Origin of the sequence: Pseudomonas sp. NPDC088885, from assembly GCF_044750025.1 — a bacterium.
Taxonomy (GTDB): Bacteria; Pseudomonadota; Gammaproteobacteria; order Pseudomonadales; family Pseudomonadaceae; genus Aquipseudomonas; species Aquipseudomonas rustica.
The window spans coordinates 615-24,122 of record NZ_JBIVJB010000032.1; the positions used below are offsets into that span (position 1 = coordinate 615).

27 protein-coding genes and 1 pseudogene are annotated in these 23,508 nt (G+C 60.2%); 10 read left to right on the plus strand and 18 right to left on the minus strand.

Annotated elements, in window-relative coordinates:
* A pseudogene (locus tag ACIP1X_RS14940) lies at positions 1 to 543 on the minus strand (phenylacyl-CoA dehydrogenase); the annotation flags it as partial.
* A gap of 314 nt (positions 544 to 857) precedes the next feature.
* Here ACIP1X_RS14940 and ACIP1X_RS14945 point away from each other — a divergent pair.
* Positions 858 to 2,096, plus strand: coding sequence for a hypothetical protein (locus ACIP1X_RS14945; RefSeq protein ID WP_400753191.1), 1,239 nt, complete (start codon positions 858 to 860; stop codon positions 2,094 to 2,096).
* Between the two features lie 88 nt (positions 2,097 to 2,184).
* Here ACIP1X_RS14945 and ACIP1X_RS14950 read toward each other — a convergent pair whose 3' ends face one another.
* From ACIP1X_RS14950 to bioB, 6 genes are all read right to left on the minus strand, one after another.
* On the minus strand, positions 2,185 to 2,481 hold the full coding sequence (locus ACIP1X_RS14950; RefSeq protein WP_053124459.1) for a hypothetical protein: 297 nt from the start codon (positions 2,479 to 2,481) through the stop codon (positions 2,185 to 2,187).
* Positions 2,482 to 2,588: 107 nt separating this feature from the next.
* A complete protein-coding gene (gene bioD / locus ACIP1X_RS14955; RefSeq protein ID WP_400753193.1) occupies positions 2,589 to 3,269 on the minus strand; it encodes a dethiobiotin synthase in 681 nt (226 codons plus the stop codon).
* A complete protein-coding gene (bioC, locus tag ACIP1X_RS14960) occupies positions 3,266 to 4,075 on the minus strand; it encodes a malonyl-ACP O-methyltransferase BioC (RefSeq protein WP_400753195.1) in 810 nt (269 codons plus the stop codon). The genes bioD and bioC overlap by 4 nt, the downstream gene beginning before the upstream one ends.
* On the minus strand, positions 4,068 to 4,799 hold the full coding sequence (locus ACIP1X_RS14965; RefSeq protein WP_400753198.1) for an alpha/beta fold hydrolase: 732 nt from the start codon (positions 4,797 to 4,799) through the stop codon (positions 4,068 to 4,070). The genes bioC and ACIP1X_RS14965 overlap by 8 nt, the downstream gene beginning before the upstream one ends.
* Positions 4,792 to 5,970 carry an 8-amino-7-oxononanoate synthase gene (gene bioF, locus ACIP1X_RS14970; protein ID WP_400753200.1) on the minus strand — a complete coding sequence of 393 codons (1,179 nt, stop codon included), beginning with the start codon at positions 5,968 to 5,970 and terminating at the stop codon, positions 4,792 to 4,794. The genes ACIP1X_RS14965 and bioF overlap by 8 nt, the downstream gene beginning before the upstream one ends.
* Positions 5,971 to 6,100: 130 nt before the next feature.
* Positions 6,101 to 7,156 carry a biotin synthase BioB gene (bioB, locus tag ACIP1X_RS14975; RefSeq protein ID WP_008084274.1) on the minus strand — a complete coding sequence of 352 codons (1,056 nt, stop codon included), beginning with the start codon at positions 7,154 to 7,156 and terminating at the stop codon, positions 6,101 to 6,103.
* A 91-nt stretch (positions 7,157 to 7,247) separates the two neighbouring features.
* On the opposite strand from bioB, the gene ACIP1X_RS14980 reads away from it, so the two are divergent.
* From ACIP1X_RS14980 to ACIP1X_RS14995, 4 genes are all read left to right on the plus strand, one after another.
* On the plus strand, positions 7,248 to 7,982 hold the full coding sequence (locus ACIP1X_RS14980; RefSeq protein WP_400753203.1) for a ComF family protein: 735 nt from the start codon (positions 7,248 to 7,250) through the stop codon (positions 7,980 to 7,982).
* A 176-nt stretch (positions 7,983 to 8,158) separates the two neighbouring features.
* The gene (locus ACIP1X_RS14985) at positions 8,159 to 8,923 is read left to right on the plus strand and encodes a TOBE domain-containing protein (protein ID WP_159815399.1); all 765 of its coding nucleotides are present in this window, start codon (positions 8,159 to 8,161) and stop codon (positions 8,921 to 8,923) included.
* A gap of 69 nt (positions 8,924 to 8,992) precedes the next feature.
* On the plus strand, positions 8,993 to 10,894 hold the full coding sequence (locus ACIP1X_RS14990; RefSeq protein WP_400753206.1) for a PhoX family protein: 1,902 nt from the start codon (positions 8,993 to 8,995) through the stop codon (positions 10,892 to 10,894).
* Positions 10,895 to 11,087: 193 nt separating this feature from the next.
* The gene (locus tag ACIP1X_RS14995; RefSeq protein ID WP_053124475.1) at positions 11,088 to 12,062 is read left to right on the plus strand and encodes a serine/threonine protein kinase; all 975 of its coding nucleotides are present in this window, start codon (positions 11,088 to 11,090) and stop codon (positions 12,060 to 12,062) included.
* A gap of 12 nt (positions 12,063 to 12,074) precedes the next feature.
* Here the strand turns inward: ACIP1X_RS14995 and mtgA are convergent, their stop codons facing one another.
* A complete protein-coding gene (gene mtgA / locus ACIP1X_RS15000; protein ID WP_008083830.1) occupies positions 12,075 to 12,797 on the minus strand; it encodes a monofunctional biosynthetic peptidoglycan transglycosylase in 723 nt (240 codons plus the stop codon).
* 74 nt (positions 12,798 to 12,871) lie between these two features.
* On the opposite strand from mtgA, the gene ACIP1X_RS15005 reads away from it, so the two are divergent.
* From ACIP1X_RS15005 to trmB, 4 genes are all read left to right on the plus strand, one after another.
* Complete coding sequence (locus tag ACIP1X_RS15005) at positions 12,872 to 13,243, plus strand: DUF423 domain-containing protein (protein ID WP_400753209.1); 372 nt, start codon at positions 12,872 to 12,874, stop codon at positions 13,241 to 13,243.
* A 243-nt stretch (positions 13,244 to 13,486) separates the two neighbouring features.
* Entirely contained in the window at positions 13,487 to 13,687 is a 201-nt protein-coding gene (gene thiS, locus ACIP1X_RS15010) for a sulfur carrier protein ThiS (RefSeq protein ID WP_122604433.1), read from the plus strand.
* Positions 13,688 to 13,740: 53 nt separating this feature from the next.
* The gene (locus ACIP1X_RS15015; protein WP_007913621.1) at positions 13,741 to 14,535 is read left to right on the plus strand and encodes a thiazole synthase; all 795 of its coding nucleotides are present in this window, start codon (positions 13,741 to 13,743) and stop codon (positions 14,533 to 14,535) included.
* 9 nt (positions 14,536 to 14,544) lie between these two features.
* Positions 14,545 to 15,270, plus strand: a complete 726-nt coding sequence (gene trmB, locus ACIP1X_RS15020; RefSeq protein ID WP_400753212.1) for a tRNA (guanosine(46)-N7)-methyltransferase TrmB — start codon at positions 14,545 to 14,547, stop codon at positions 15,268 to 15,270.
* 131 nt (positions 15,271 to 15,401) lie between these two features.
* On the opposite strand, the gene ACIP1X_RS15025 is transcribed toward trmB, so the two are convergent.
* From ACIP1X_RS15025 to ACIP1X_RS15070, 10 genes are all read right to left on the minus strand, one after another.
* Positions 15,402 to 15,725 carry a DUF3392 domain-containing protein gene (locus ACIP1X_RS15025; protein WP_007913629.1) on the minus strand — a complete coding sequence of 108 codons (324 nt, stop codon included), beginning with the start codon at positions 15,723 to 15,725 and terminating at the stop codon, positions 15,402 to 15,404.
* A 34-nt stretch (positions 15,726 to 15,759) separates the two neighbouring features.
* Positions 15,760 to 16,965, minus strand: coding sequence for a radical SAM family heme chaperone HemW (gene hemW, locus ACIP1X_RS15030; protein WP_400753215.1), 1,206 nt, complete (start codon positions 16,963 to 16,965; stop codon positions 15,760 to 15,762).
* Positions 16,962 to 17,558, minus strand: a complete 597-nt coding sequence (gene rdgB / locus ACIP1X_RS15035; RefSeq protein WP_008083802.1) for an RdgB/HAM1 family non-canonical purine NTP pyrophosphatase — start codon at positions 17,556 to 17,558, stop codon at positions 16,962 to 16,964. Before rdgB ends, hemW begins: the two co-directional genes overlap by 4 nt.
* Positions 17,555 to 17,989, minus strand: coding sequence for a DUF4426 domain-containing protein (locus tag ACIP1X_RS15040; protein WP_212550089.1), 435 nt, complete (start codon positions 17,987 to 17,989; stop codon positions 17,555 to 17,557). Before ACIP1X_RS15040 ends, rdgB begins: the two co-directional genes overlap by 4 nt.
* A 26-nt stretch (positions 17,990 to 18,015) precedes the next feature.
* Positions 18,016 to 18,636, minus strand: coding sequence for a methionine biosynthesis protein MetW (metW, locus tag ACIP1X_RS15045; protein ID WP_053124483.1), 621 nt, complete (start codon positions 18,634 to 18,636; stop codon positions 18,016 to 18,018).
* 7 nt (positions 18,637 to 18,643) lie between these two features.
* Positions 18,644 to 19,783 (minus strand): homoserine O-acetyltransferase, encoded by a 1,140-nt coding sequence (locus ACIP1X_RS15050; RefSeq protein ID WP_400753217.1) that lies wholly within the window; start codon positions 19,781 to 19,783, stop codon positions 18,644 to 18,646.
* A gap of 179 nt (positions 19,784 to 19,962) precedes the next feature.
* A complete protein-coding gene (locus ACIP1X_RS15055; RefSeq protein WP_095121519.1) occupies positions 19,963 to 20,250 on the minus strand; it encodes a DUF167 domain-containing protein in 288 nt (95 codons plus the stop codon).
* Complete coding sequence (locus tag ACIP1X_RS15060; protein WP_053124487.1) at positions 20,247 to 20,837, minus strand: YggT family protein; 591 nt, start codon at positions 20,835 to 20,837, stop codon at positions 20,247 to 20,249. Before ACIP1X_RS15060 ends, ACIP1X_RS15055 begins: the two co-directional genes overlap by 4 nt.
* Before the next feature lie 10 nt (positions 20,838 to 20,847).
* A complete protein-coding gene (gene proC / locus ACIP1X_RS15065) occupies positions 20,848 to 21,666 on the minus strand; it encodes a pyrroline-5-carboxylate reductase (protein ID WP_400753220.1) in 819 nt (272 codons plus the stop codon).
* Positions 21,667 to 21,689: 23 nt separating this feature from the next.
* Positions 21,690 to 22,376 carry a YggS family pyridoxal phosphate-dependent enzyme gene (locus ACIP1X_RS15070; RefSeq protein WP_400753222.1) on the minus strand — a complete coding sequence of 229 codons (687 nt, stop codon included), beginning with the start codon at positions 22,374 to 22,376 and terminating at the stop codon, positions 21,690 to 21,692.
* A 56-nt stretch (positions 22,377 to 22,432) separates the two neighbouring features.
* On the opposite strand from ACIP1X_RS15070, the gene ACIP1X_RS15075 reads away from it, so the two are divergent.
* Positions 22,433 to 23,467, plus strand: coding sequence for a type IV pilus twitching motility protein PilT (locus tag ACIP1X_RS15075; protein ID WP_212545015.1), 1,035 nt, complete (start codon positions 22,433 to 22,435; stop codon positions 23,465 to 23,467).
* Positions 23,468 to 23,508: the final 41 nt, after the last annotated feature.

A 23,508-nucleotide genomic window follows, 5' to 3' on the forward strand; every position in this document is an offset into this window, starting at 1 on the left:
GGCCTTGGTGCGCAGCATGCCCAGGTCGGTGCCGCAGTGCGGTTCGGTCAGGCACATGGTGCCGGTCCATTCGCCGGAGACCAGTTTGGTCAGATAGGCTTCTTGCTGCTCTGGCGTGCCGTGCTCGGAGATGGTGTTCATCGCGCCGTGCGACAGGCCTGGGTACATGCCCCACGACCAGTTGGCTTCGCCCACCATTTCGCTCACGGCCAGACCCAACGACTCCGGCAGGCCTTGGCCGCCGTGCTCAACGTCGTGAGCGAGGCTTGGCCAGCCGCCTTCAACGAATTGCTTGTAAGCCTCTTTGAAGCCAGTCGGGGTTTTCACGCCGGACTCGCTCCAGGTGCAACCTTCGAGGTCGCCCACGCGGTTCAGCGGTGCCAGTACCTGCTCACAAAACTTGGCGCCTTCTTCGAGAATGGCGTCAACCATGTCCGGAGTCGCGTCTGCGCAAGCCGGAAGGCTCTGATAGTGCGCTTCGTAGCCGAGCAGCTCGTCACGAACGAAGCGAATATCACGCAAGGGGGCCTTGTAGTCAGGCATAGCGATAAACCTCTGCTGATGTAACCGGGAATGAACGACCGTGTTGATTTGTTGTGACGGTCAAACAGTTGTTTGAAACATACGTTTACGCCGAAATCTTGTCAAGCGGCGATCTTTTGCCGTTCGTCATCCACGACAAACCGCTCCTCCACTTTGATCAACTTGGCTTGCAAAGCTATTCATTTGGCCTGCAAAGAGCCAAATACTGTCAGTAATGACAGGTTCCAGATCCCCCTATTGCACGTTAACTGACCGTGCCTGCCTTTGACTCTAGCCGGAGTGGCTAAAGCAGAGGCCATCACAGGAGAAAGGACATGCAATTGGGAAATGGGACGAAATCACCCGGTGATCTGGATAAGACATTTGCTATCGATGGGCGAATAGAGATCGCACAGAGAGGCACAGCGAACGCGATCGCGTCAGATAAGTACGGCGGGCTTATTCTCGCCGTACAGGAAAATAACCGTTTCGTCCTTTCGCGCTTCGACATCAATGGCGTGAAAGATCTCAGTTTTCAGGAGACGATCGCGAATTTCGTGGATGGGGATATTTCTATACCCGCGCGCATCCTGGTTCAGGAAGACGGGAATATCATCCTCCTCGGCATCTCTATCATGGACCGTATTCAGAGCCCGGTCGTGATGAAATTCAGTAATAAAGGCGTTCCTAATCTGGTATTTGGTCGTCGAATTCTCCCCGTTCCCGATGAATCGGTGATGCCTTTCATAACTCGCAAATTCTTGGACGGCTGTCTGCAACACGGGGATAAAATTCTGATCATGGCGTGCCATAAAACCGGTCAGTCTGAGCGGCCGTTGAGCCGCTTGTATTGCCTGGAGGGCAACGGAGAGTTCGATAAAAATTTCGGTGACCAAAGCGGGTTTTTCGAGGTCAAGCTCCATGGCCATCCGAGCTATGTAACCGACGTTCAAACCCAGCAAAGCGGCATCATCATTCTCGCGGGAAGTTGGAGATTCCCCGGCGAACCAAACAGAACCAGAACGGTAGCACGCTACACGCCAGAGGGAGGTCTAGACACTACCTTCGCGCGCGCAGGCTTTGCCGACATCCCGGTTCCTGAAGAGTCGAATATCGAACCGACGGATTTGAATCTTACCGAGCCGGTCAATCGGGTATACGTCCAGAAGGACGACAAGATTCTTATCGCAGGTCATTTCAACGGAAGAACTGACGTGGGAAGCGCACTGCTTGCAAGGCTGGACCGTAACGGTAGTGTTGATGCTGGTTTCAACGGTGGCGCGGCCTTAATCCTCTCTCAGCCATCGAAAAGCCTGACTTTTACTTCAATTGCAGTGCAGACCGACGAAAAAATCGTAGTCGTGGGCGGAGGTGATATCGGCGGGGTTACCAAGGAGTATTACGTGCGACTCAGTGCGGACGGCACACCGGAGGATTTCCAAAGGGAGGACAGTGACGGTGACTGCAGTGACGTGGTAGTCCAGCCGTCCGGACGAATAGTCATTTCAGGCAGCAGTGGGAAACGCGCCACCGGTGTTCGCTACCCTCGAGTCTCGGGGCGATTGGGCAACTGATCTCAAGGCTTTCGCTTCCTCATGCGCTCGGCTACAAGAAGCGAAGAGTGCATGCGGGGAGTGATCCTGACCGTCGAAATGCCAACGATCAGGCAAACGTATCGATGATCGTACCGAGCACTTCGTCGGATGCCTTGACGACTTTCGCGCCCAGATCCACTTGGAATTTTCCCTGCGCCATCTGCACCATGTCGCTGCCCGGATCCATTTGCTGGCTGCGGTCGACGCCGCGCAGACGATCAACCTGAGCTTCCGAGGACTGGCTGGTGACCGAGCGTTCGATGGTGGTGTTGGCGATCTGGCTGGCAGCCTGATCCACACGGTTCTGCCCGCTCTGAATCGAGCTCAGCCCCGCATAAAAAGCTGTGTTACCGGAGATTTCCATAACGGTTCTCATCCCTGGAAGGATCAATAGCCGTCATTGAAGCAGACGCGCCAGAAAAACACCCGTCAAAAACACTAATGGCACAGTGCCTGCCCATAGTGAAAAACTTAGTCGAGCAAATCCAGTTGCAGATGATCAGCCACCGCCTCAGCGCTCAACGCCTTGAGTTTCGGCACCCGCCCGAGGCACGGCGCCGGAATCCGCTCAGCCAATGTCGCCAGATTCTCCTCCAGCCGCGACGTCTTCGGATCGATGATATTCGCCACCCACCCCGCCAGTTGCAGGCCATCCCGAGCAATCGCCTCAGCCGTCAGCAGCGCATGACTGATGCAGCCCAGGCGCACGCCGACCACCAGAATCACCGGCAGCTTCAGCGCAATCGCCAGATCCGACAAATTATCCTGATCGGCCAACGGCACGCGCCAGCCACCTGCACCTTCGATCAGAGTGAAATCGGCATTCATCGCCAGAATCTCGCGCATCGGCGCCAGCAGCGATTGCACGGTCAACGCCACACCCGCTTCACGCGCCGCCAGATGCGGCGCGATGGCCGGCTCGAACGCCGCCGGATTGACCTGTTGATAAGTCAGCGGCAATGAACACTCAGCCAGCAGCGCCAGCGCATCCGAGTTGCGCAAACCCTTGGGCGTCACTTCGCACCCGGAAGCCACCGGCTTGCCCGCCGCCGTGCTCAGCCCGGCCGAGCGCGCCGCGTGCAGCAACCCGGCGGCCACCGTGGTCTTGCCGACATCGGTATCGGTTCCGGTGATGAAATAGGCTGCGCTCATACGGGTTTCTCCAACACGGCGTAGACCACCTGATAAGTCGCCGGCAATCCCGACGCCTCACGGAACTGCTCATAAGCGTCGACCAGCCCAAGAATCCGCGCGCGCCCGGTCAAACCGCCCGGTCGCCCCGGATTCAGATTGTGCGCACCCAACGCTTTCAATTCATGGGTCAGGCTGCGCACATCCGGGTAATGCAGCACATGCGCCTGATTCTGCAGACTCAGCGCGCGCAAGCCACTCGCTGCAGACAATTGTTCATAACGGGCGAACTCGCGGAAGCGGTTGACGTGCACCATCCCGTCGACCTGCCGCCAGCTGTCGCGCAACTCAAACAACGTCCCTACACAAAGACTAGCAAACGCAAAAATTCCGCCCGGTTTCAGCACGCGAAAGGCTTCGCTGAGCACCGACTCGAAATCCGCACACCACTGCACCGCAAGGCTGGAGAAGATCAGATCGCAGGTCGAATCCTGCAACGGCAACCGCTCCGCATCACCGGCGATGAAATGCTCGGCACCGCCCAATGGCCGCGCGTGATCGAGCATGCCCTCGGCAATGTCCAGCGCCAGCCCGTGGCTCTCGGCAAACCGCGAAGCCAGCGCGCGGGTGAAATAACCGGTGCCGCAACCGAGATCCAGCCAGCGCGCCGGGACAAAATCCGTTGGCAAACGCTGAATCAACTGTGTACCGACATCACGTTGCAACTCGGCGACACTGTCGTAACTGGCCGCCGCGCGAGAAAAAGAGGCTGCGACCTGACGCTTGTCAGGCAAGCCGCCAGGCAGCACAAGAGACAAATCAGTCATCACCGCACTCATGTAAAAAAGCCTGGATCGCGCCCGCCAGTCCGTGGGGGTCTTCCAGAAGAAACGCATGACTGGCCTGTTCGATCAGACCAATTTCAATATCCGGCAACAAAGTGAACAATTCTCCCGCTGCTTCCGCCGGCACCAGCGCGTCCTGCCCGCCGAACAGATGCAACTGCGGGCCGCGAAACGCCTGCAAGGCATCGCGGGTGTCGATCTGTGCGAGCAGTTCCAGCCCGGCCATCAATGCTGAGGGCGAGGTGTTCGGCGCGCCGCCGAGCAACAATCGCGACAGGCCGCGCGGGTCTTGCGCGCCCTGAGCACACAGCAAAGAGAACCGTTTGAGGGTCGTGCGCGAGTCGGCCTGGCAACCGGCGAGAAACGCGTCGAAGGTCTCGCCCGCCATCGCACTCGGCCATTGCTCATGGGCAACGAAAGAAGGATTGCTCGCCAGCGTCAGCAACCCGCAGCAATGCTCGCCACGCCGCGCCGCCAACTCAGATGCGAGCATGCCACCCAGCGACCAGCCACCGAGCCATACATCTTGAGGAATGCTTTCATCGAGCTCGTCGAGCCAGTCTTGCAGGTCACTGGAATCCAGTTCCGGCAGCGGCTCGATATCGACTTTCAGGTGTTCATCGAGGCCTTGCAACGCCGCGGCCAGAGGCTCCATCGGCGACACACCGAGGCCCCAGCCGGGCAGCAGAATCAGGCGATCACGCATGGCTTGGCTCCAGCGAGAGTTGGGCAAAGCAATCGGCCAGTCCTTCTAACAATAGCTGTACCTGCGCCTCGCTGTGCGCGGCGGTCAGAGTCACGCGCAAACGCGCACTGCCGGCAGGCACGGTGGGCGGACGAATCGCAGTAACCATCAGCCCGCGCTCGCGCAACATCTGCGACAAGCGCACCGCACGCCCGGCGTCGCCAATCATGATTGGCTGGATCGGCGTGAAGCTGTCCATCAGCTCCAGACCGATCTGCTCGGCGCCATGGCGGAACTGGCGGATCAGCGTTTGCAGATGCTCGCGGCGCCAATGTTCAGTGCGCAGCAGTTCCAGACTTTTCAGCGTTGCGCACGCCAGCGCCGGTGGCTGGCTGGTGGTGTAGATGTAAGGGCGGGCGAACTGGATCAGGCTTTCGATCAGTTCCTCGCTGCCGGCGACGAAAGCGCCAGCCGTGCCGAACGCTTTGCCGAGGGTGCCGACCAACACCGGCACATCCTCCTGGCTCAAACCGAAATGTTCGACGATGCCGCCGCCATTCGCGCCGAGCGGGCCGAAACCGTGCGCATCATCGACCATCAGCCACGCGCCTTTGGCCTTGGCTGCGCGGGCGAGAGCCGGCAAATCGGCCAGATCGCCGTCCATGCTGAACACACCGTCGGTGACCACTAGCGTGTTGCCGGTGGCTTTCTCCAGGCGCTTGGCCAGACTTTCGGCGTCATTGTGCAGATAGCGATTGAAACGCGCGCCGGACAGCAGACCCGCGTCCAGCAATGAAGCATGATTGAGGCGGTCTTCCAGCACCGTATCGCCCTGCCCGACCAGCGCGGTGACCGCGCCGAGATTGGCCATGTAACCGGTGGTGAACAACAGCGCACGCGGGCGACCGGTGAGGTCAGCCAGTGCTTCTTCGAGCGCGTGATGCGGGCCGCTGTGGCCGATCACCAAATGCGAGGCACCGCCACCGACGCCCCAGCGTTCAGCGCCAGCGCGCCAGGCTTCGATGACTTGCGGGTGGTTGGCCAGACCGAGGTAATCGTTGTTGCAGAAGGCCAGCAACGGTTGGCCATCGACCACCACTTCCGGCCCCTGCGGGGATTCAAGCAGCGGGCGCTGGCGATAGAGATTTTCGGCACGACGGGCAGCAAGGCGTGCGGCGAGATCGAAAGACATGCAGGCCTCACATCTGAAAAATGACTGTGTAGGAGCTGCCGAATGCTGCGATCTTTTGATGTTGTTTTTTAAAAGACAAGATCAAAAGATCGCAGCCTTCGGCAGCTCCTACATGGGATCCGTGGGGCGATCAGACGGCAGCGTTGTAGAACTGCTCGCTGCTCTTCTGCTCCACCAGCGCCTGCTCGATCGCGGCCTGGTGAACCTCGTCGGCATGCTCTTCACGCGCTTCCGGCTGGATGCCCAGACGCGCAAACAATTGCATGTCCTTGTCCGCCTGCGGGTTGGCGGTGGTCAGCAGTTTGTCGCCGTAGAAAATCGAGTTGGCACCGGCGAAGAACGCGAGGGCCTGCATCTGCTCATTCATCGCTTCGCGGCCAGCGGACAGGCGCACGTGGGATTGCGGCATGAGGATGCGCGCCACCGCGAGCATGCGGATAAAGTCGAACGGGTCGATGTCTTCGGCGTTTTCCAGCGGCGTGCCGGCGACTTTCACCAGCATGTTGATCGGCACCGATTCCGGATGCTCTGGCAGGTTGGCCAGTTGAATCAGCAGATTGGCGCGATCGTCCAGCGACTCGCCCATGCCGAGAATCCCGCCCGAGCAGATCTTCATCCCCGACTCACGCACGTAGGCCAGCGTTTGCAGGCGCTCGCTGTAAGTGCGGGTGGTGATGATGCTGCCGTAGAACTCAGGCGACGTGTCGAGGTTGTGGTTGTAGTAATCGAGGCCGGCCTTGGCCAGCGCTTCGGTCTGATCCTGATCGAGACGGCCGAGGGTCATGCAGGTTTCCAGGCCCATGGCTTTCACGCCTTCAACCATTTTCAGCACGTACGGCATGTCTTTCGCCGACGGATGTTTCCACGCCGCGCCCATGCAGAACCGCGTTGAGCCGATGGCCTTGGCGCGCGCCGCCTCTTCGAGGACTTTCTGCACTTCCATCAGCTTTTCTTTTTCAAGACCGGTGTTGTAGTGACCGGACTGCGGGCAGTACTTGCAGTCTTCCGGGCAGGCGCCGGTCTTGATCGACAACAGGGTCGAGACCTGCACGCGGTTGGCGTTGAAATGCGCGCGGTGCACCGTTTGCGCCTGGAACAGCAAGTCGTTGAAGGGCTGTACGAAGAGTGCTCTGACTTCGGCCAAAGACCAGTCGTGACGCAGGGTGGCGGTGGTGCTCGCGCTCATGGGTAATTCCTTGGTTATGCTTGGCTCGCGACCGGGGAAACGGAATACCCACAGGCGCTACACGGATGTTCGGCATATTTAAGGAAGAGTCATGCGCTGTCAACCACGATACAAAGGCTCGGTTTACATCTGTTTAAAAAACGTACAGACATGTTTGTTGTGCGATGAGGCCGCAGAAGCAGAAATGCCAATCTGCGTCGCTTGCGAAACTGAATTGCCGTGGCTCGGAGACCACTGCGTCACCTGTGCAGTGCCGCTGGCCGCGGCGGGCCTGACCTGCGGCGAGTGCCTGCTAGAGCCGCCGGCGTTCGAACAGGTCGTTGTGCCGTGGCTGTATGGCTTCCCGGTCGACAGTTTGATTACGCGGTTTAAACACAACGCGAAATGGCCGTTTGGCCACCTGCTCGCCGACGTTCTCGGGCAATACCTGCAACATCGCTTCGAAGAGGATCTGCCGAGGCCGGATGTATTGTTGCCGGTGCCGCTGGCGAAACAGCGCTTGCGTCAACGAGGCTTCAATCAGGCGGCGATGCTGGCGCGATGGTTGAGCGCTTCGCTGGATTTGCCCTGCGAGGAACGGATGCTGCACAGGGTGCAAAACACCAGCGCCCAGCAGGATCTCGACGCCAAAGCGCGCAAACGTAATTTGCGTGCAGCGTTCAGTCTGGATCCTGACGCCAATGTCCAAGGCCGGCATCTGGCGTTGGTCGATGATGTGCTGACCACCGGCGCCACGGCCCAAGCGTTAGCCCGATTATTAATGAATGCCGGCGCCGCAAGAGTCGATGTCTACTGCCTGGCCCGCACGCCAAAACCCGGAACCTGAAACCAACACATAACCCCTGTAGGAGCTGCGGCACGCTGCGATCTTTTGATCTTCAAAAACAACATCAAAAGATCGCAGCGTGCCGCAGCTCCTACAAGGGATTGGGTTGGGCTTGACTCTCGCGTGGCAAGCAGCCAACTTCACTCCCCACCGCCACGGCTAAAAAGCACCCCTTCATGTCCATGCCTTCCCTGCTCTCCCAGCACATCGTCCGTCGTCCGCAGCGTATCGCCTTGCTGCAACACATCGCCGAACAAGGCTCGATCACCCGCGCCGCAAAAAGCGCCGGCCTGAGCTACAAAGCCGCGTGGGACGCCATTGATGAGCTGAACAATCTGGCGCAGAAACCGTTGGTTGAACGTGCCGTTGGTGGCAAGGGCGGCGGTGGCGCCAAGCTGTCCAGCGAAGGCGAACGCGTGCTGCGCCTGTATCAAAAGCTGCAAGCCTTGCAGGCGCAGGTGCTGGAAGCGGCGGAAGACGCCAGCGATCTCGATTTGCTCGGCCGATTGATGCTGAGAACCAGCGCGCGCAATCAGTTGCATGGCAAAGTCATCGCCATCGAAGCGCAGGGCCGCAATGACCTGATCCGCCTCGAACTGGCCGAAGGTCTGTGCCTCGACGCGCAGATCACCCACGACAGCACCGTGCACCTTGAGCTGCAAAACGGTACCGAAGTGGTCGCGCTGATCAAGGCCGGCTGGCTGGAATTGCTCACCGCTGAACAATCTGCAACGCCGGGACACAATCTCCTCACCGGCACCATCGAAGCGATTCTCGACGCCGAAGACGGCCCGAGTGAAGTGCGAATCTCCCTGCCTAACGGCCACACACTCTGCGCGCTGGCTGAGCCGATGGATCTGCGCACTCGTGGGCTGACCGTCGAACAACCGGTGCAGGTGCAGTTCTCGCCGTCGAATGTGTTGATCGGTACGCCGCTCTAAATCGAGCCTGCAACAAAAACGTCATAGACCCTGATTAAGGTGGCTGCCAAACCAAGCAGGGAGCCTGACGTGAGCCTATTAGAAGAAAACCAATCCACTGACCTGGAAAAAATGGTCGGCCTCAGCCGTCGCGGCTTCATCAGCGCCGGCGCGTTGTGCGGCGCGGCGATGTTCCTTGGCGGTAACCTGCTGAGCCGCAGCGTGCTGGCCGCCAGCGTCAGCGCCGGCAATAGCAGCCTGCTCGGTTTCGACAGCATTCCCGCCGCGACCAGCGACGTCATCAGCCTGCCCAAAGGCTATAAGTCTTCGGTGCTGATCAGTTGGGGCCAGCCGCTGAGCAAGAACGGCCCGGCCTTTGACCCGAGTGGCAACGGCAGCGCCGCCGCACAGGAAGTGCAGTTCGGCGACAACAACGACGGCATGAGCCTGTTCGCCTTCCCCGACGACAAAAACCGCGCGTTGATGGCGATCAACAACGAATACACCAACTATCGCTACCTCTACCCGCACGGCGGCATGCCGCAGTCGGCCGAAGAAGTGCGCAAGGCACTGGCCTGTGAAGGCGTGTCGGTGATTGAAGTGCAGCGCAAGAGTGGTCAGTGGCAGTTCGTTCAGGGCTCGCGCTACAACCGCCGAGTTCACGGCAACTCGCCGTTGCGCATTGGCGGCCCGGCGGCTGGTCACGAGTTGCTGAAAACCAGCGCCGACCCGAGCGGCAAAAAAGTCCTCGGCACCTTTCAGAATTGCGCCAACGGCAAAACGCCGTGGGGCACTTACCTGACCTGCGAAGAGAACTTCACCGACTGCTTCGGCAGCAGCAACGCCGAGCAGAAATTCGACGCTGCGCAAAAACGCTACGGCGTGGTCGCCACCAGCAAAGAGATCAACTGGCACCCGCACGATCCGCGCTTCGACATGGCGAAGAATCCCAACGAGCTCAACCGTCACGGCTGGGTGGTCGAGATCGATCCGTTCGATCCGCAATCTACACCGGTCAAACGCACCGCGCTGGGCCGCTTCAAACATGAAAACGCCGCACTGGCGGAAACCGCTGACGGCCACGCCGTGGTGTACATGGGCGACGACGAGCGCGGCGAGTTCATCTACAAATTCGTCAGCCGCGACAAGATCAACCACCGCAACGCCAAGGCCAATCGCGACATTCTCGATCACGGCACCTTGTACGTGGCCAAGTTCGACGCTGGCGACAGTAACCCCGATCACCCGAAGGGCCAAGGCCAGTGGATCGAACTGAGCCACGGCAAAAACGGCATCGACGCCAGCAGCGGTTTTGCCGATCAGGCCGAAGTGCTGATTCACGCGCGTCTCGCCGCCAGTGTCGTCGGTGCCACGCGCATGGATCGCCCGGAGTGGATCGTCGTCAGCCCCAAGGACGGCCAGGTTTATTGCACCCTGACCAACAACGCCAAACGTGGCGAAGACGGGCAACCGGTGGGCGGGCCGAACCCGCGTGAGAAGAATGTCTACGGGCAGATTCTACGCTGGCGCACCGACCGTGATGATCACGGCTCGAACACCTTCGCCTGGGATCTGTTTGTAGTCGCCGGCAATCCGGGTGTGCACGCCGGAACGCCGAAGGGCGGTTCGTCGAACATCACCCCGCAGAACATGTTCAACAGCCCCGATGGTTTGGGTTTTGACGATGCCGGGCGCTTGTGGATTCTGACTGACGGCGATTCGAGCAACGCCGGGGATTTTGCCGGAATGGGCAATAACCAGATGTTGTGCGCCGATCCTGTGACCGGTGAGATTCGCCGGTTTATGGTCGGGCCGATTGGTTGCGAGGTGACGGGGATCAGCTTCTCGCCGGATCAGAAGACGCTGTTTGTCGGGATTCAGCATCAGGGGGAGAACGGTGGGTCGACGTTCCCTGAGCATTTGCCGAATGGCAAACCGCGGTCGTCGGTGATGGCGATTACCCGTGAGGATGGCGGGATCGTCGGCGCCTGATAAACCGCTTTCGCGAGCAGGCTCGCTCCCACAGGGTCTGCAGTGTGCCAACTGTCTCATGCACACAGACGATCCAATGTGGGAGCGGGCTTGCTCGCGAAGAGGCCCTTCCAGACACCAACCCCCTAAGGGCCTGCCATCTGCGCTACCATGCTGGGCCGGACGCGGCAGCCTGCTGCGCGCAGGAGTCAGCATGGCCCACCCGTTTGAAACCCTCACACCCGATCTCGTGCTCGATGCCGTTGAAAGCATCGGCTTCCTCAGTGATGCGCGCATTCTGGCGCTCAACAGCTACGAGAACCGCGTCTATCAGGTCGGCATCGAAGACTCCGAACCGCTGATCGCCAAGTTCTACCGCCCGCAACGCTGGACCAACGAAGCCATCCTCGAAGAACACAAATTCACCTTCGAGCTGGCCGACGTCGACATCCCGGTGGTTGCACCCATGATCCACAACGGCGAAACCCTGCACGAACACGCCGGTTTCCGCTTCACCCTGTTTCCGCGTCGTGGCGGCCGGGCGCCGGAGCCGGGCAATCTTGATCAGCTGTATCGCCTCGGCCAGTTGCTCGGGCGGATTCACGCGGTCGGCGCGACCAAGCCGTTCGAACACCGTGAAGCGCTGGGCGTACAAAACTTCGGCCACGCCTCGCTGAACACTTTGCTCGAAGGCAATTTCATTCCGAAAAGTTTGCTGCCGGCTTATGAGTCGGTGGCCCGCGATCTGCTCAAGCGTGTCGAGGATGTCTACGCCGCGACGCCGCACCAAAACATCCGCATGCACGGCGATTGCCACCCCGGCAACATGATGTGCCGCGACGAGATGTTCCACATCGTCGATCTCGACGACTGCCGCATGGGCCCGGCGGTGCAGGACATCTGGATGATGCTCGCCGGCGACCGTCAGGAATGCCTCGGGCAGTTATCGGAATTGATGGATGGCTACAACGAGTTTCACGATTTCGACCCGCGCGAACTGGCGCTGATCGAACCGCTGCGCGCCTTGCGTCTGATGCACTACAGCGCGTGGCTGGCACGACGCTGGGATGACCCGGCGTTCCCGCACAGTTTCCCGTGGTTCGGCACCGAGCGTTATTGGGGCGATCAGGTGTTGGCGTTGCGCGAACAACTGTCGGCCCTCAATGAAGAGCCGCTGAAGTTGTTCTGACGCAGGAGAGGATCAGCGCGCCCACGGTGCCCGGCGCGAATCGTTGAGACCCAGCAGATAGCTGTCGCCACCCAACTGGCTCATCTGCTGGCGAATCCAGCCGGCGCGGCGCGACACGTAAGCGGTCGGATGGCTGGCGCTCCACACGCGCGGATTCGGCAGCACCGCCGCCAGATAACTCGCCTGCTGGCGCGACAGCGACTTGGCGCTCACACCGAAATGATGACGGGCGGCAGCTTCGGCGCCGAACACACCGTCATCCCACTCGACGCTGTTCAGGTACACCTCAAGAATCCGCTGCTTGGGCCAGAACACCTCGATCAACGCGGTGAACCAGGCTTCGAGGCCTTTGCGCAGATAACTGCGCCCTGCCCACAGAAACAGGTTTTTCGACACTTGCTGGCTCAAGGTGCTGGCGCCACGAATCGAGCCGCCGAGTTCGTTGTGCGCCAGTGCGGCCTGGATCGCGCTGAAATCAAAACCCCAGTGCTCCGGGAATTTCTGATCTTCACCGGCCATGACCGCGACTTTCAGATCGTCGGAGATCTCGTCCCACGGCTTCCACGTGCGTTGCAGATCAATAGGCTCGCCGTCGACCCACGACTCGACCTTGCGCTCGACCATCAGCGCCGTGCCCGGCGGCGGTACGAAACGAAAGATCAGCACCAGCACAATGCTGCCGCCCGCGAACCAGAGCAGGGCCTTCGTAAGACGACGGAAAATTGTACGCAGCATAGAGATGGCTTGGCCGAACCCGTGGAGCGGTCCATTATACAGACCCTGCCGATCGAGTCTGACTGGAGTTCTTCATGTTGCGTGGCTTTCTGCTGCTGGCCGCTTTCTTTGGTTTCACCGGTGTCGCGCTGGGCGCATTCGCCGCCCACGGCCTGAAAAACCGCCTGACGGCGGAATATCTGACGATTTTCCACACCGGCGTCACCTACCAACTGGTGCACACCCTGGCGTTGTTTGGCGTTGCGCTGCTGGCCACGCAGATTCAGGGCCGACTGGTCGCTTGGGCCGGCGTGTCCTTCACTGTCGGCATTCTGCTGTTCTCCGGCAGCCTGTACGTGCTGACCACCACCGGCATCAGCAAGCTCGGCATCATTACCCCGTTCGGTGGCCTGGCCTTCCTGATTGGCTGGCTGTGCCTGGGCCTCGCCGCGTGGCGCCTGACCTGACCTCCGGCCTTAACTGATCGGAAACCGCTCTCTGTATCTGATCGCAAACCGCTCCCTGTAGGAGCTGCCGCAGGCTGCGATCTTTTGATCTTGAAAAACAACATCAAAAGATCGCAGCCTGCGGCAGCTCCTACAGAGGCCTGGCCAATTCACCGGGGCAGCGGGTTTCAAGACGAATGGCTTGGGTCACCCTGTCTGATCGGGCTAGAATGCCAGCCCCTAAAAATGATGGCGGCATTGCGCATGCGCATTCAGTTGAACGGCGAATCCCTTGAACTGCCCGACGGTGAAACCGTTGCGGCCCTGATCACCCGTCTGGAACTGACCGGACGCCGGGTGGCAGTTGAACTCAATCTGGATATCGTCCCGCGCAGCCAGCATGCTGACACCACGCTCAACGACGGCGACAACGTCGAAGTCGTGCACGCCATCGGCGGCGGTTAGTCGCGCAAGGGCACAGAATTCTGCAAGACCCTCACTCCTAAAGAGGATTCCCCATGAGCATCGTTCGTAGCGACAAGCCTTTTGTGCTGGCCGGTCGTACTTACCAGTCGCGTTTGCTGGTCGGTACCGGCAAGTACCGTGACATGGAAGAAACCCGTCAGGCCATCGAAGCCTCGGGTGCCGAGATCGTCACCTTCGCCGTGCGCCGCACCAACCTCGGTCAGATCGAAGGCGAGCCGAACCTGCTCGACGTGTTGTCGCCGGAGCGCTACACCTTCCTGCCGAACACCGCCGGTTGCTATGACGCCATCGAAGCCGTGCGCACCTGCCGCCTGGCCCGTGAGCTGCTCGATGGCCACAACCTGGTGAAGCTGGAAGTGCTGGCTGACCAGAAGACCCTGTTCCCTAACGTCATCGAAACCCTCAAGGCTGCCGAAACGCTGGTCAAAGAAGGTTTTGACGTGATGGTTTACACCAGCGATGACCCGATCATCGCCCGCCAACTGGCGGAAATCGGCTGCATCGCGGTGATGCCGCTGGCCGGTCTGATCGGTTCCGGTCTGGGGATCTGCAACCCGTACAACCTGCAGATCATTCTCGAAGAAGCCAAAATTCCTGTGTTGGTCGATGCCGGTGTCGGCACTGCGTCCGACGCAACCATCGCGATGGAACTGGGTTGTGATGCGGTGCTGATGAACTCGGCCATCGCCCACGCTCAGCAGCCGGTGATGATGGCTGAAGCCATGAAACACGCCATCGTTGCAGGCCGTCTGGCCTACCTCGCTGGCCGTATGCCGAAAAAACTCTATGCCAGCGCCTCTTCGCCGCTGGATGGTCTGATCAAGTAAGAGCCATTGATGACTGAATCGAACGACACGCCTATCCAGCCGGAAGAAGGCGACGAGCGCCAACACCGCCGCATCAAGAGCTTCGTGATGCGTGCCGGGCGCATGACCGAAGGCCAGCAAAAAGGTCTGGATCAAGGCACCCCGCTGTTCGTGCTGCCGCTGGCCGACGCGCCGGTGGATTACGATCAAGTGTTCGGCCGTTCGGCGCCGCGCTCGCTGGAGATCGGTTTCGGCATGGGCCACTCGCTGCTGGAAATGGCGGCGGCGGCACCGGATCAGGATTTCATCGGCGTTGAAGTTCACCGTCCGGGTGTCGGCGCGCTGCTCAATGGCGTGCTGACGCAGGGCCTGACCAACCTGCGGGTCTACGATTGCGACGCGATTGAAGTGCTCAACCGCTGCATCGCCGACAACAGCCTCGATCGCCTGATGCTGTTCTTCCCGGATCCGTGGCACAAGAGCCGCCACCACAAGCGTCGTATTGTTCAGGCCTCGTTCGCTGAACTGGTACGCAGCAAGTTGAAAGTCGGCGGCATTCTGCACATGGCCACCGACTGGGAGCCGTACGCTGAATACATGCTGGAAGTGATGAACGTCGCCCCGGGCTACCGCAACCTCGCCGAAGACGGCAAGTGTGTACCGCGCCCGGCCGAACGCCCGATCACCAAGTTCGAACGCCGCGGCGAACGTCTTGGCCACGGCGTGTGGGACCTGAAGTTCGAAAAACTCGCTTAAGCATCACGCAATAGAACCTGTGGGAGCGAGCCTGCTCGCGAAAGCGGATGTTCATTCAACACTGATGTTGACTGACACACCGTATTCGCGAGCAGGCTCGCTCCCACAGTTGTTTTGGGGTGTTTGCGGAATCAGCGGCGGTCGGCGACTACGCCGATGAGGACGAGGACTACCAACAGCACTGGCGCCAGGCTGTAGTTGTTGAACTGGCTCAAGCCTTTGATCACCCACGGTGTCGCGTAGATCAGCGCCGCGCCGCTGCCGATCACGCACAGCAGCGCCATCAGCGGTACGCGCAAAGCGCCGGCGATGCTGCCCAGGCGTTGCTCGACCCAGCCTTTGAAGTCGGCGCCGAACAACACCAGCAGGCAACCCACCAGCGCCAGGGCGATTTCCGAGAGGTTGCTGCGGCTCCAGCGGGAGACGGTGGCGAGCAGGTCGAGTATCAAATCCATGGTTTTTCCTTAGGGCTGCCGTTGGGCGTTGGGCTCAGCTCAAAAATTTCTGCAGCAAATCGTTGAGGAACAATTGTCCGCGCTCGGTGGCCGCCAGACGTGACGGTTCGACCTGCAACAGACCACTTTGTTCTGCATCTGCCCGGGCCTCGGCGAGACTGTCGAGCGACAGCCCGGTGCGCTGCGGATAGAGCCGCGATTCGACGCCATCAGTCAGGCGCAACGCGTTCATCAAAAAGTCGAAGGGCAGCTCATCATTGCTCAGCGATTTCTCGCCAGCCTGAAAGTTTTTCGCCGGGTTCAGATAGTCCTTCGGCAGCCGCGTCTTCCACGTCCGCACGATGCGCCCGTCCGGATGACTCAACTTGCCATGCGCGCCCGCACCAATGCCGATGAAGTCGCCAAAACTCCAGTAATTGAGGTTATGCCGCGCCGGACGTCCGGCCTGCGCATAAGCCGAGACTTCGTATTGCGCGTAACCGTGCTCGGCCAACAGCGCCTGTCCGGCTTCTTGAATGTCCCACAGCGTGTCGTCTTCCGGCAGCACTGGCGGCTGATTCCAGAACACCGTGTTCGGCTCCAGCGTCAGTTGATACCAGGAGATGTGCGTCGGATTCAGTTCGATGGCCTGGCGCAGATCGCTCAAGGCATCGTCCAGCGACTGATCGGGCAAACCGTGCATCAAGTCGAGGTTGAAGTTATCGAAGCCAGCCTGCCGCGCCATCCCCGCCGCGCGCACCGCTTCGTCACCGTTGTGAATCCGACCCAGCGCCTTGAGTTTTTCCTGCTGGAAGCTCTGGATACCGATCGACAGACGATTGATCCCCAGCTTGCGGTACGCGACGAACTTCTCCTGCTCGAAGGTGCCCGGATTGGCTTCCAGGGTGATTTCGATGTCACCGGCAAACGGAATGCGCTGCTCGACGCCTTCGAGCAAACGCCCAAGCGCTTCAGCGCTGAACAGACTTGGCGTACCGCCACCGAAGAAAATCGACGTCAACTCACGACCATAAACCGCGTGCAGATCCTGATCGAGATCGGCCAGCAAGGCGTCGACGTATTCCTGCTCCGGCAACACCGGGCTGGCGGTGTGCGAGTTGAAATCGCAATACGGGCATTTACGCACACACCACGGGATGTGGATGTACAGCGACAAGGGCGGCAGCGTTGGCAGCGGCGCCCGAGGCGAAGAAGCGGCGCCGCCGACAATCAGCGACGACGCAGAAGAGTCACGGGTCATTTCAAGCCCAGACGCTGGCGCAGCAGATCCATTGCACGGGCGCGGTGGCTGATCTGGTTCTTGTCGGCCGGGCTCAGTTCGGCGCTGGACACATCACGCTCCGGCACCCAGAACAGCGGGTCATAACCGAAACCGTGCTCGCCGCTGGCAGCGGTCAGAATCCGTCCGTGCCACAAGCCTTCGCAGAGGATCGGCAACGGATCATCGGCATGACGCACCAGCGCCAGCACGCACACGAACTGCGCACCGCGCTCCGCTTCCGGCACGTCCTTCAAGGCGTCGAGCAGTTTGGCGTTGTTCGCCGCATCGCCCTTGCCGTCGGCATAACGCGCCGAATAGATGCCCGGCGCACCGCCAAGGAAATCCACCGCCAGACCGGAATCGTCGGCCAGCGCCGGTAGCCCGGAAATGCGTGCGGCATTGCGTGCCTTGAGGATCGCGTTCTCGACGAACGACAGACCGGTTTCTTCCGGCTCGACCTTGCTCCACTCGCCAATCGAGCGCAGTTGCACCGATTCGCCGAGCATGGCCTGAAGTTCTTTGAGTTTGCCGGCGTTATGGCTGGCCAGTACGAGCTGCTTGATGTTCATCATTCGCCGGGAAAGAGTTCTTGGTTGAAATTGATGGTGTTGATCTTGTCGCCGTTCTGCACCTTGATTTCAAAGGTGCGGGTTTCCTGTTGTTCCACCGGGTATTGGGCGATGTAGTACACCGCGCCCTGTTCGGTGACCTGACGGAAATTCAGCGGCACGCTCTTGCTGGTCAGGTCTTTGACTGTGCCGGTGACGCTGGCGATCAGCGGTTTGCCGTCCTTGATCACCGAGACATTGATCACGCCCTGATTCTTGCTGCGGATCAGCTCCGCGGCTTTGGCGATGTCCGGTTGCAGGTACGTCGAGTTGAAAGTGTTGTAGTGCACCGTCACGTCGCCAAAGGTTTCCTGACGCTCGCCTTTGATGACGTCGGCCGCCATAGCGCTGGCGCTCAGGCAGGCAGTCAATAACAACAACGCTAAACGACCCATGATCGTGCTCCTCGAAATGGCGTGGCTCAGACCGCGACCTTGTGGTCGGCAAGCACCGGGCTGCTGACGCGGTAGATACCAATCTCACCTAATAGATTAGGCCATAGCTTACTGGCCCACCCGTGACGGTGCTGTTGATCCACGGCAAGCCGATCAATGACCTTCGCGTCACGTTCGCGGCAAAGTGCCTCAAAGTCTTCGAAGGTGCAGAAGTGGATGTTCGGCGTGTTGTACCAGGTGTACGGCAGAAATTCCGAAACCGGCATGCGCCCCTTGCTCGCCAGATACCAGCGGCAGCGCCAGTGGCCGAAGTTCGGGAAGGTGATGATGCACTGACGGCCGACCCGCAGCATTTCGTCGAGGATCTTGTCCGGGTAGTGCACGGCTTGCAGGGCCTGGGTCATGACGACGATGTCAAAACTGTTGCTGGCGAAGTTGCCCAGGCCCTTGTCCAGATCCTGCTCGATGACGTTGACGCCTTTCGCCACGCATTGGGCGATGTTGTCGGCGTCGTTTTCCAGGCCATAACCGGTGACGTTCTTGTTGTCGCGCAGCCAGGTCAGCAGTTCGCCGTCACCGCAACCGAGGTCGAGGACGCGGCTGCCGGCGGGGATCCATTCCTGGATGATTTCCAGATCAGCTCTCATGGCTTTCTCACAACGTGATGCGGTTCATGTAATTGCCGAACGCCTGCAAGTAGCGCGGGATCGGAATCAGGAAGGCGTCGTGGCCCTGCGGTGCGTCGATTTCCAGATAGCTGACGTCTTTGCGCGCCGCCATCAGCGCATCCACCAGCTCACGCGAACGCGCCGGGGAGAAACGCCAGTCGGTGGTGAACGACATCACGCAAAATTTGGCCGTGGCGGTTTCGAAGGTTTTCGCCAGATCATCGTCGAAGTTCGCCGCCGGATCGAAGTAATCCAGCGCCTTGGTCATCAACAGATAGGTGTTGGCATCGAAGCGTCCGGAGAATTCTTCGCCCTGATAACGCAGGTAGCTTTCGACCTGAAACTCGACACTGTGGAAGTCGTAGTTAAGCTTCTCGCTCTTCAGGCCACGGCCGAATTTCTCGCCCATCGAATCGTCGGACAGGTACGTGATGTGCCCGACCATGCGCGCCAGCATCAAGCCGCGCTTGGGGATCACGCCCGCTTCCTGGAACGAACCGCCGTGGAATTCCGGATCCGTGAGGATCGCCTGACGCGCGACTTCGTTGAAGGCAATGTTCTGCGCCGACAGCTTCGGTGCCGAGGCGATGGCCAGGCAGTGACGCACGCGATCTGGATAGGTGATCGTCCATTGCAGCGCCTGCATGCCGCCGAGGCTGCCGCCAATCACCGCCGCCCACTGGCCGATGCCGAGCAGGTCAGCGAGACGCGCCTGGCTGTGCACCCAGTCTTCCACGGTGAGTACCGGGAAGTCGGCACCGAACGGTTTGCCGGTCTCCGGGTTGATGCTGCTCGGGCCGGTGGAGCCGTTGCAGCCGCCGAGGTTGTTCAGGCTGACCACGAAGAATTTATTGGTGTCGATCGGTTTGCCGGGGCCGATGCAGCTGTCCCACCAACCGGGTTTACGGTCGTCGACGCTGTGATAGCCAGCGGCGTGGTGGTGGCCGGACAGGGCGTGGCAAATCAGTACGGCGTTGCTCGCTTGCGCGTTCAGCGTGCCGTAGGTTTCGTAGATCAGGTCATAGGCGGCCAGCGAACGGCCACAGGCCAGTGCCAGCGGTTCGCTGAAGTGCGCGGTTTGCGGCGTCACCAGACCAACAGAATCGGGGGGAAAGGCAGTTGGCATCGACCCTGCTCTCGTTGAAATGAGGCGTAAGTCTAAAGACCGGGGGGGTTAGCGGCAAGCAACTACCTGCGCTCGTTCCCACGCTCTGCGTGGGAATGCCTCATTGGACGCTCCGCGTCCGCTTCGGCGGGGGACGCGGAGCGTCCCGGGATGCATTCCCACGCGGAGCGTGGGAACGATCAGCGCACCAGGTCAGGCAAATCCGGCAACTTCTTCGGCGAGCAAATCTTCACTCGCTTCTGCCGGTTCAACTCGCCGCTGAGCAAACTCACCTGACTCTTCGAAACCCCAAACGCCTTGGCCAGAAAGCCCATCAGATAAGCATTGGCCTTGCCCTCGACCGGCGGCGCGGTCAGGCGAATCTTCAAACGATCACCGTGCAGCCCGGCGAAATCATCGCTTCGGGCTGCCGGTTGCAGGTGACACTCGAGGATCAAGTCGTCACCGTCCCATCGAAACCAGCTCACATCAGCAGACGGAGGATTTCCGGCATCATCGTCATCGCCGCCAGATTGTTGATCACCAGCATGTCGATCAGCTTCAGCGCGAGGAAGGCGAAGATCGGCGACAGATCCAGACCGCCAAGGTTTGGCAGGATTTTGCGGAACGGCGCCAATGCCGGCTCGCAGATCTGATTAACCAGCTCAGCACCCGGATTGTGGCTGCCCGGTGCGACCCACGACAGAATCACGCTGATGATCAGGGCGAAGAAGAAGATCTTCAGGAACAGCGCGGTCACGCCGATCAGCGACCAGATAAACAGTTGCAGCGGGTTGCCAGTGGTGCCGTACGTCAGCAGCAGGGTCAGCGCCATCAGCGCCAGTTGCACCAGAATTGCCAATACCAGCGAGGACATGTCCAGACCGAAAACGCTCGGAATGATCCGGCGCAGGGGTTTGAGCAGAGGCTGGGTCGCTTTGACGATGAACTGGCACAGCGGGTTGTAGAAATTCGCCCGCACCAGTTGCAGCACGAAACGCAGCAGCACGATCAGCAGGTACAGACTGCCGAGGGTTTGCAGCACGTAAACCGCTGCAGTGTTCAATCCAATCATGTAAGGCTCCTTATTTGCCCAGTTGTTCGGCCATTTCGGCCGAGCGGTGCGCGGCGGCGCCGAGTGCGGTTTCGACCAGGGCTTCGAAGCCATTGGCCTGGAAAGATTTGATGGCAGCTTCTGTGGTGCCATTTGGCGAGGTCACCCGGCGACGCAGTTCGGCGGCGTCGACATCGCTTGCGACGGCCATGTGCGCGGCGCCCAATGCCGTTTGCAGCGTCAGTTGTTCAGCAACTTCCTTCGGCAGACCGAGTTTGACGCCGGCAGCGGTCATCGCTTCGATCAGCAGGAAGAAGTACGCCGGGCCGGAGCCGGACACTGCCGTCACCGCATCCAGTTGCTGTTCTTCGTTCAGCCACAGCGCGATGCCGACGGCGGACAGCAGCTCTTCAGCCTGCTGACGCTGCTCGGCAGTCACTTCGCTGGTCGCGTACAAACCGCTGACGCCCTGACGCAGCAGCGCCGGGGTGTTCGGCATGCAGCGCACGATCGGCTGCTCGCCCAACCAAGCGGTCATGCTCGCGCAGGTGATGCCGGCGGCAATCGACACCACCAGTTGATTCGGTTTCAGGCTCGGGCGAATCGCTTCGCACACGGTTTTCATGGCTTGCGGCTTGACCGCCAGCACGATCACGTCGACGCCGTCGATGGCTTGAGCGTTGTCGGCAAACGTTTCGATGCCGTGCTCAGCGCTGACCTTGGCGCGGGTTTCTTCGCCCGGATCGCTGGCACGGATGTGTGCAGCGTCCAGACCTTTGGCGCGCAGGCCGCCGATCAAACTGGCCGCCATGTTGCCCGCACCGATAAACGCAATACGTGTGTTGCTCATGTGTGGTCCTTATCTGGAAACGTTCAAGATTGGGAATAGTCGCGGGCGCCAAACAGGGCCGTACCGATACGCACCCAAGTGGCGCCTTGGGCGATGGCCGACTCAAGGTCGTGGCTCATGCCCATGGAAAGTGTGTCGAGCGGCAGATCAAGGCTCGCCTGTAATTTCTGCACGGCGGCGAAGGACGCGTCTTGCTCGGCGCGGTCGTCGGTCGGCTCGGGAATCGCCATCAAACCGCGCAGTTTCAGGCGCGGCAATGCGCTGATGGCCGCGGCCAATGCCGGCAGATCGTCAGGCGTGCAGCCGGATTTACTCGCCTCACCGCTGACGTTGACCTGAATGCAGATGTTCAGCGGCGGCAACTCGGCCGGGCGTTGTTCGGACAGACGTTGAGCGATTTTCAGGCGATCCACGGAGTGCACCCAGTCGAAATGCTCGGCAATCGCGCGAGTCTTGTTCGATTGAATGGGGCCGATGAAGTGCCAGATCAAGGGCAGGTCAGCCAGTTCGAGCTGTTTGCTCAAGGCTTCCTGCAGATAGTTCTCACCAAAGTCGCGCAGGCCGGCGGCATACGCTTCGCGCAGGGCCTCGGCGGGTTTGGTCTTGCTCACGGCGAGCAACTGGACGCTGTTTTCAGGACGGTGTGCGGCTTGGGTCGCGGTCTGGATGCGCGAACCAACGTGGGAAATGTTGTCTGCTATCGTGGACATCAAGAGGCGCCAGCGGTCTGAAGGTTCGCGGCATTCTACTGGAATTGAGGAACGCTATGGATATCACTGAACTGCTGGCCTTCAGCGCCAAACAAGGCGCGTCCGACCTGCACCTGTCGGCCGGTCTGCCGCCGATGATCCGCGTCGACGGCGATGTGCGGCGGATCAATCTGCCGCCGCTGGATCACAAGCAAGTGCACGAGTTGATCTACGACATCATGAACGACACCCAGCGGGTCGACTTCGAGAAACATCTGGAAACCGACTTTTCCTTCGAAGTCCCCGGCGTGGCGCGCTTTCGGGTCAATGCCTTCAACCAGAACCGTGGCGCCGGCGCCGTATTCCGTACCATTCCGTCAAAAGTGTTGAGCATGGACGACCTCGCCATGGGCGATGTTTTCCGCAAGATCACCGATGCCCCGCGCGGGCTGGTGCTGGTCACCGGGCCGACCGGTTCGGGCAAGTCGACCACGCTGGCGGCAATGATCGATTACCTCAACAACCATCGCCATCACCACATCCTGACCATCGAAGACCCGATCGAATTCGTTCACGAATCGCGCAAATGTTTGATCAATCAGCGCGAAGTCCACCGCGATACGCGCAGTTTCGCCACGGCATTACGCTCAGCGTTAAGGGAAGACCCGGACGTGATTCTCGTCGGTGAGATGCGCGACCTGGAAACCATTCGCCTGGCGCTGACCGCTGCTGAAACCGGGCATCTGGTGTTCGGCACCCTGCACACCACGTCGGCGGCGAAAACCATCGACCGTGTGGTGGACGTGTTCCCCGGTGACGAGAAATCGATGGTGCGTTCGATGCTCTCGGAGTCGTTGCTGGCGGTGGTCTCACAGACGCTGATCAAGAAGATCGGCGGCGGCCGGGTCGCGGCGCACGAGATCATGCTTGGTACATCGGCGATCCGTAATCTGATCCGCGAAGACAAAGTCGCGCAGATGTATTCGGCGATTCAGACCGGTGGCTCGCTGGGCATGCAGACCCTCGACATGTGCCTGAAAGATTTGGTGAGCAAAGGCTTGATCAGCCGCGAGCATGCGCGGGAGAAAGCGCGGACGCCGGATAATATCTGATCGCTTTTATTCAGCCTCCCCGGTGGAGGCTCAATCCTTCG

Bases quoted from the DNA above. Each gene is read 5' to 3' on its own strand.
- ACIP1X_RS14945 (WP_400753191.1), top strand. From the start codon at position 858: ATGCAATTGGGAAATGGGACGAAATCACCCGGTGATCTGGATAAGACA.
- ACIP1X_RS14950 (WP_053124459.1), bottom strand. From the start codon at position 2,481: ATGGAAATCTCCGGTAACACAGCTTTTTATGCGGGGCTGAGCTCGATT.
- bioD (WP_400753193.1), bottom strand. From the start codon at position 3,269: ATGAGCGCAGCCTATTTCATCACCGGAACCGATACCGATGTCGGCAAG.
- bioC (WP_400753195.1), bottom strand. From the start codon at position 4,075: ATGACTGATTTGTCTCTTGTGCTGCCTGGCGGCTTGCCTGACAAGCGT.
- ACIP1X_RS14965 (WP_400753198.1), bottom strand. From the start codon at position 4,799: ATGCGTGATCGCCTGATTCTGCTGCCCGGCTGGGGCCTCGGTGTGTCG.
- bioF (WP_400753200.1), bottom strand. From the start codon at position 5,970: ATGTCTTTCGATCTCGCCGCACGCCTTGCTGCCCGTCGTGCCGAAAAT.
- bioB (WP_008084274.1), bottom strand. From the start codon at position 7,156: ATGAGCGCGAGCACCACCGCCACCCTGCGTCACGACTGGTCTTTGGCC.
- ACIP1X_RS14980 (WP_400753203.1), top strand. From the start codon at position 7,248: ATGCGCTGTCAACCACGATACAAAGGCTCGGTTTACATCTGTTTAAAA.
- ACIP1X_RS14985 (WP_159815399.1), top strand. From the start codon at position 8,159: ATGTCCATGCCTTCCCTGCTCTCCCAGCACATCGTCCGTCGTCCGCAG.
- ACIP1X_RS14995 (WP_053124475.1), top strand. From the start codon at position 11,088: ATGGCCCACCCGTTTGAAACCCTCACACCCGATCTCGTGCTCGATGCC.
- mtgA (WP_008083830.1), bottom strand. From the start codon at position 12,797: ATGCTGCGTACAATTTTCCGTCGTCTTACGAAGGCCCTGCTCTGGTTC.
- ACIP1X_RS15005 (WP_400753209.1), top strand. From the start codon at position 12,872: ATGTTGCGTGGCTTTCTGCTGCTGGCCGCTTTCTTTGGTTTCACCGGT.
- thiS (WP_122604433.1), top strand. From the start codon at position 13,487: ATGCGCATTCAGTTGAACGGCGAATCCCTTGAACTGCCCGACGGTGAA.
- ACIP1X_RS15015 (WP_007913621.1), top strand. From the start codon at position 13,741: ATGAGCATCGTTCGTAGCGACAAGCCTTTTGTGCTGGCCGGTCGTACT.
- trmB (WP_400753212.1), top strand. From the start codon at position 14,545: ATGACTGAATCGAACGACACGCCTATCCAGCCGGAAGAAGGCGACGAG.
- ACIP1X_RS15025 (WP_007913629.1), bottom strand. From the start codon at position 15,725: ATGGATTTGATACTCGACCTGCTCGCCACCGTCTCCCGCTGGAGCCGC.
- hemW (WP_400753215.1), bottom strand. From the start codon at position 16,965: ATGACCCGTGACTCTTCTGCGTCGTCGCTGATTGTCGGCGGCGCCGCT.
- rdgB (WP_008083802.1), bottom strand. From the start codon at position 17,558: ATGATGAACATCAAGCAGCTCGTACTGGCCAGCCATAACGCCGGCAAA.
- ACIP1X_RS15040 (WP_212550089.1), bottom strand. From the start codon at position 17,989: ATGGGTCGTTTAGCGTTGTTGTTATTGACTGCCTGCCTGAGCGCCAGC.
- metW (WP_053124483.1), bottom strand. From the start codon at position 18,636: ATGAGAGCTGATCTGGAAATCATCCAGGAATGGATCCCCGCCGGCAGC.
- ACIP1X_RS15050 (WP_400753217.1), bottom strand. From the start codon at position 19,783: ATGCCAACTGCCTTTCCCCCCGATTCTGTTGGTCTGGTGACGCCGCAA.
- ACIP1X_RS15060 (WP_053124487.1), bottom strand. From the start codon at position 20,837: ATGATTGGATTGAACACTGCAGCGGTTTACGTGCTGCAAACCCTCGGC.
- proC (WP_400753220.1), bottom strand. From the start codon at position 21,666: ATGAGCAACACACGTATTGCGTTTATCGGTGCGGGCAACATGGCGGCC.
- ACIP1X_RS15070 (WP_400753222.1), bottom strand. From the start codon at position 22,376: ATGTCCACGATAGCAGACAACATTTCCCACGTTGGTTCGCGCATCCAG.
- ACIP1X_RS15075 (WP_212545015.1), top strand. From the start codon at position 22,433: ATGGATATCACTGAACTGCTGGCCTTCAGCGCCAAACAAGGCGCGTCC.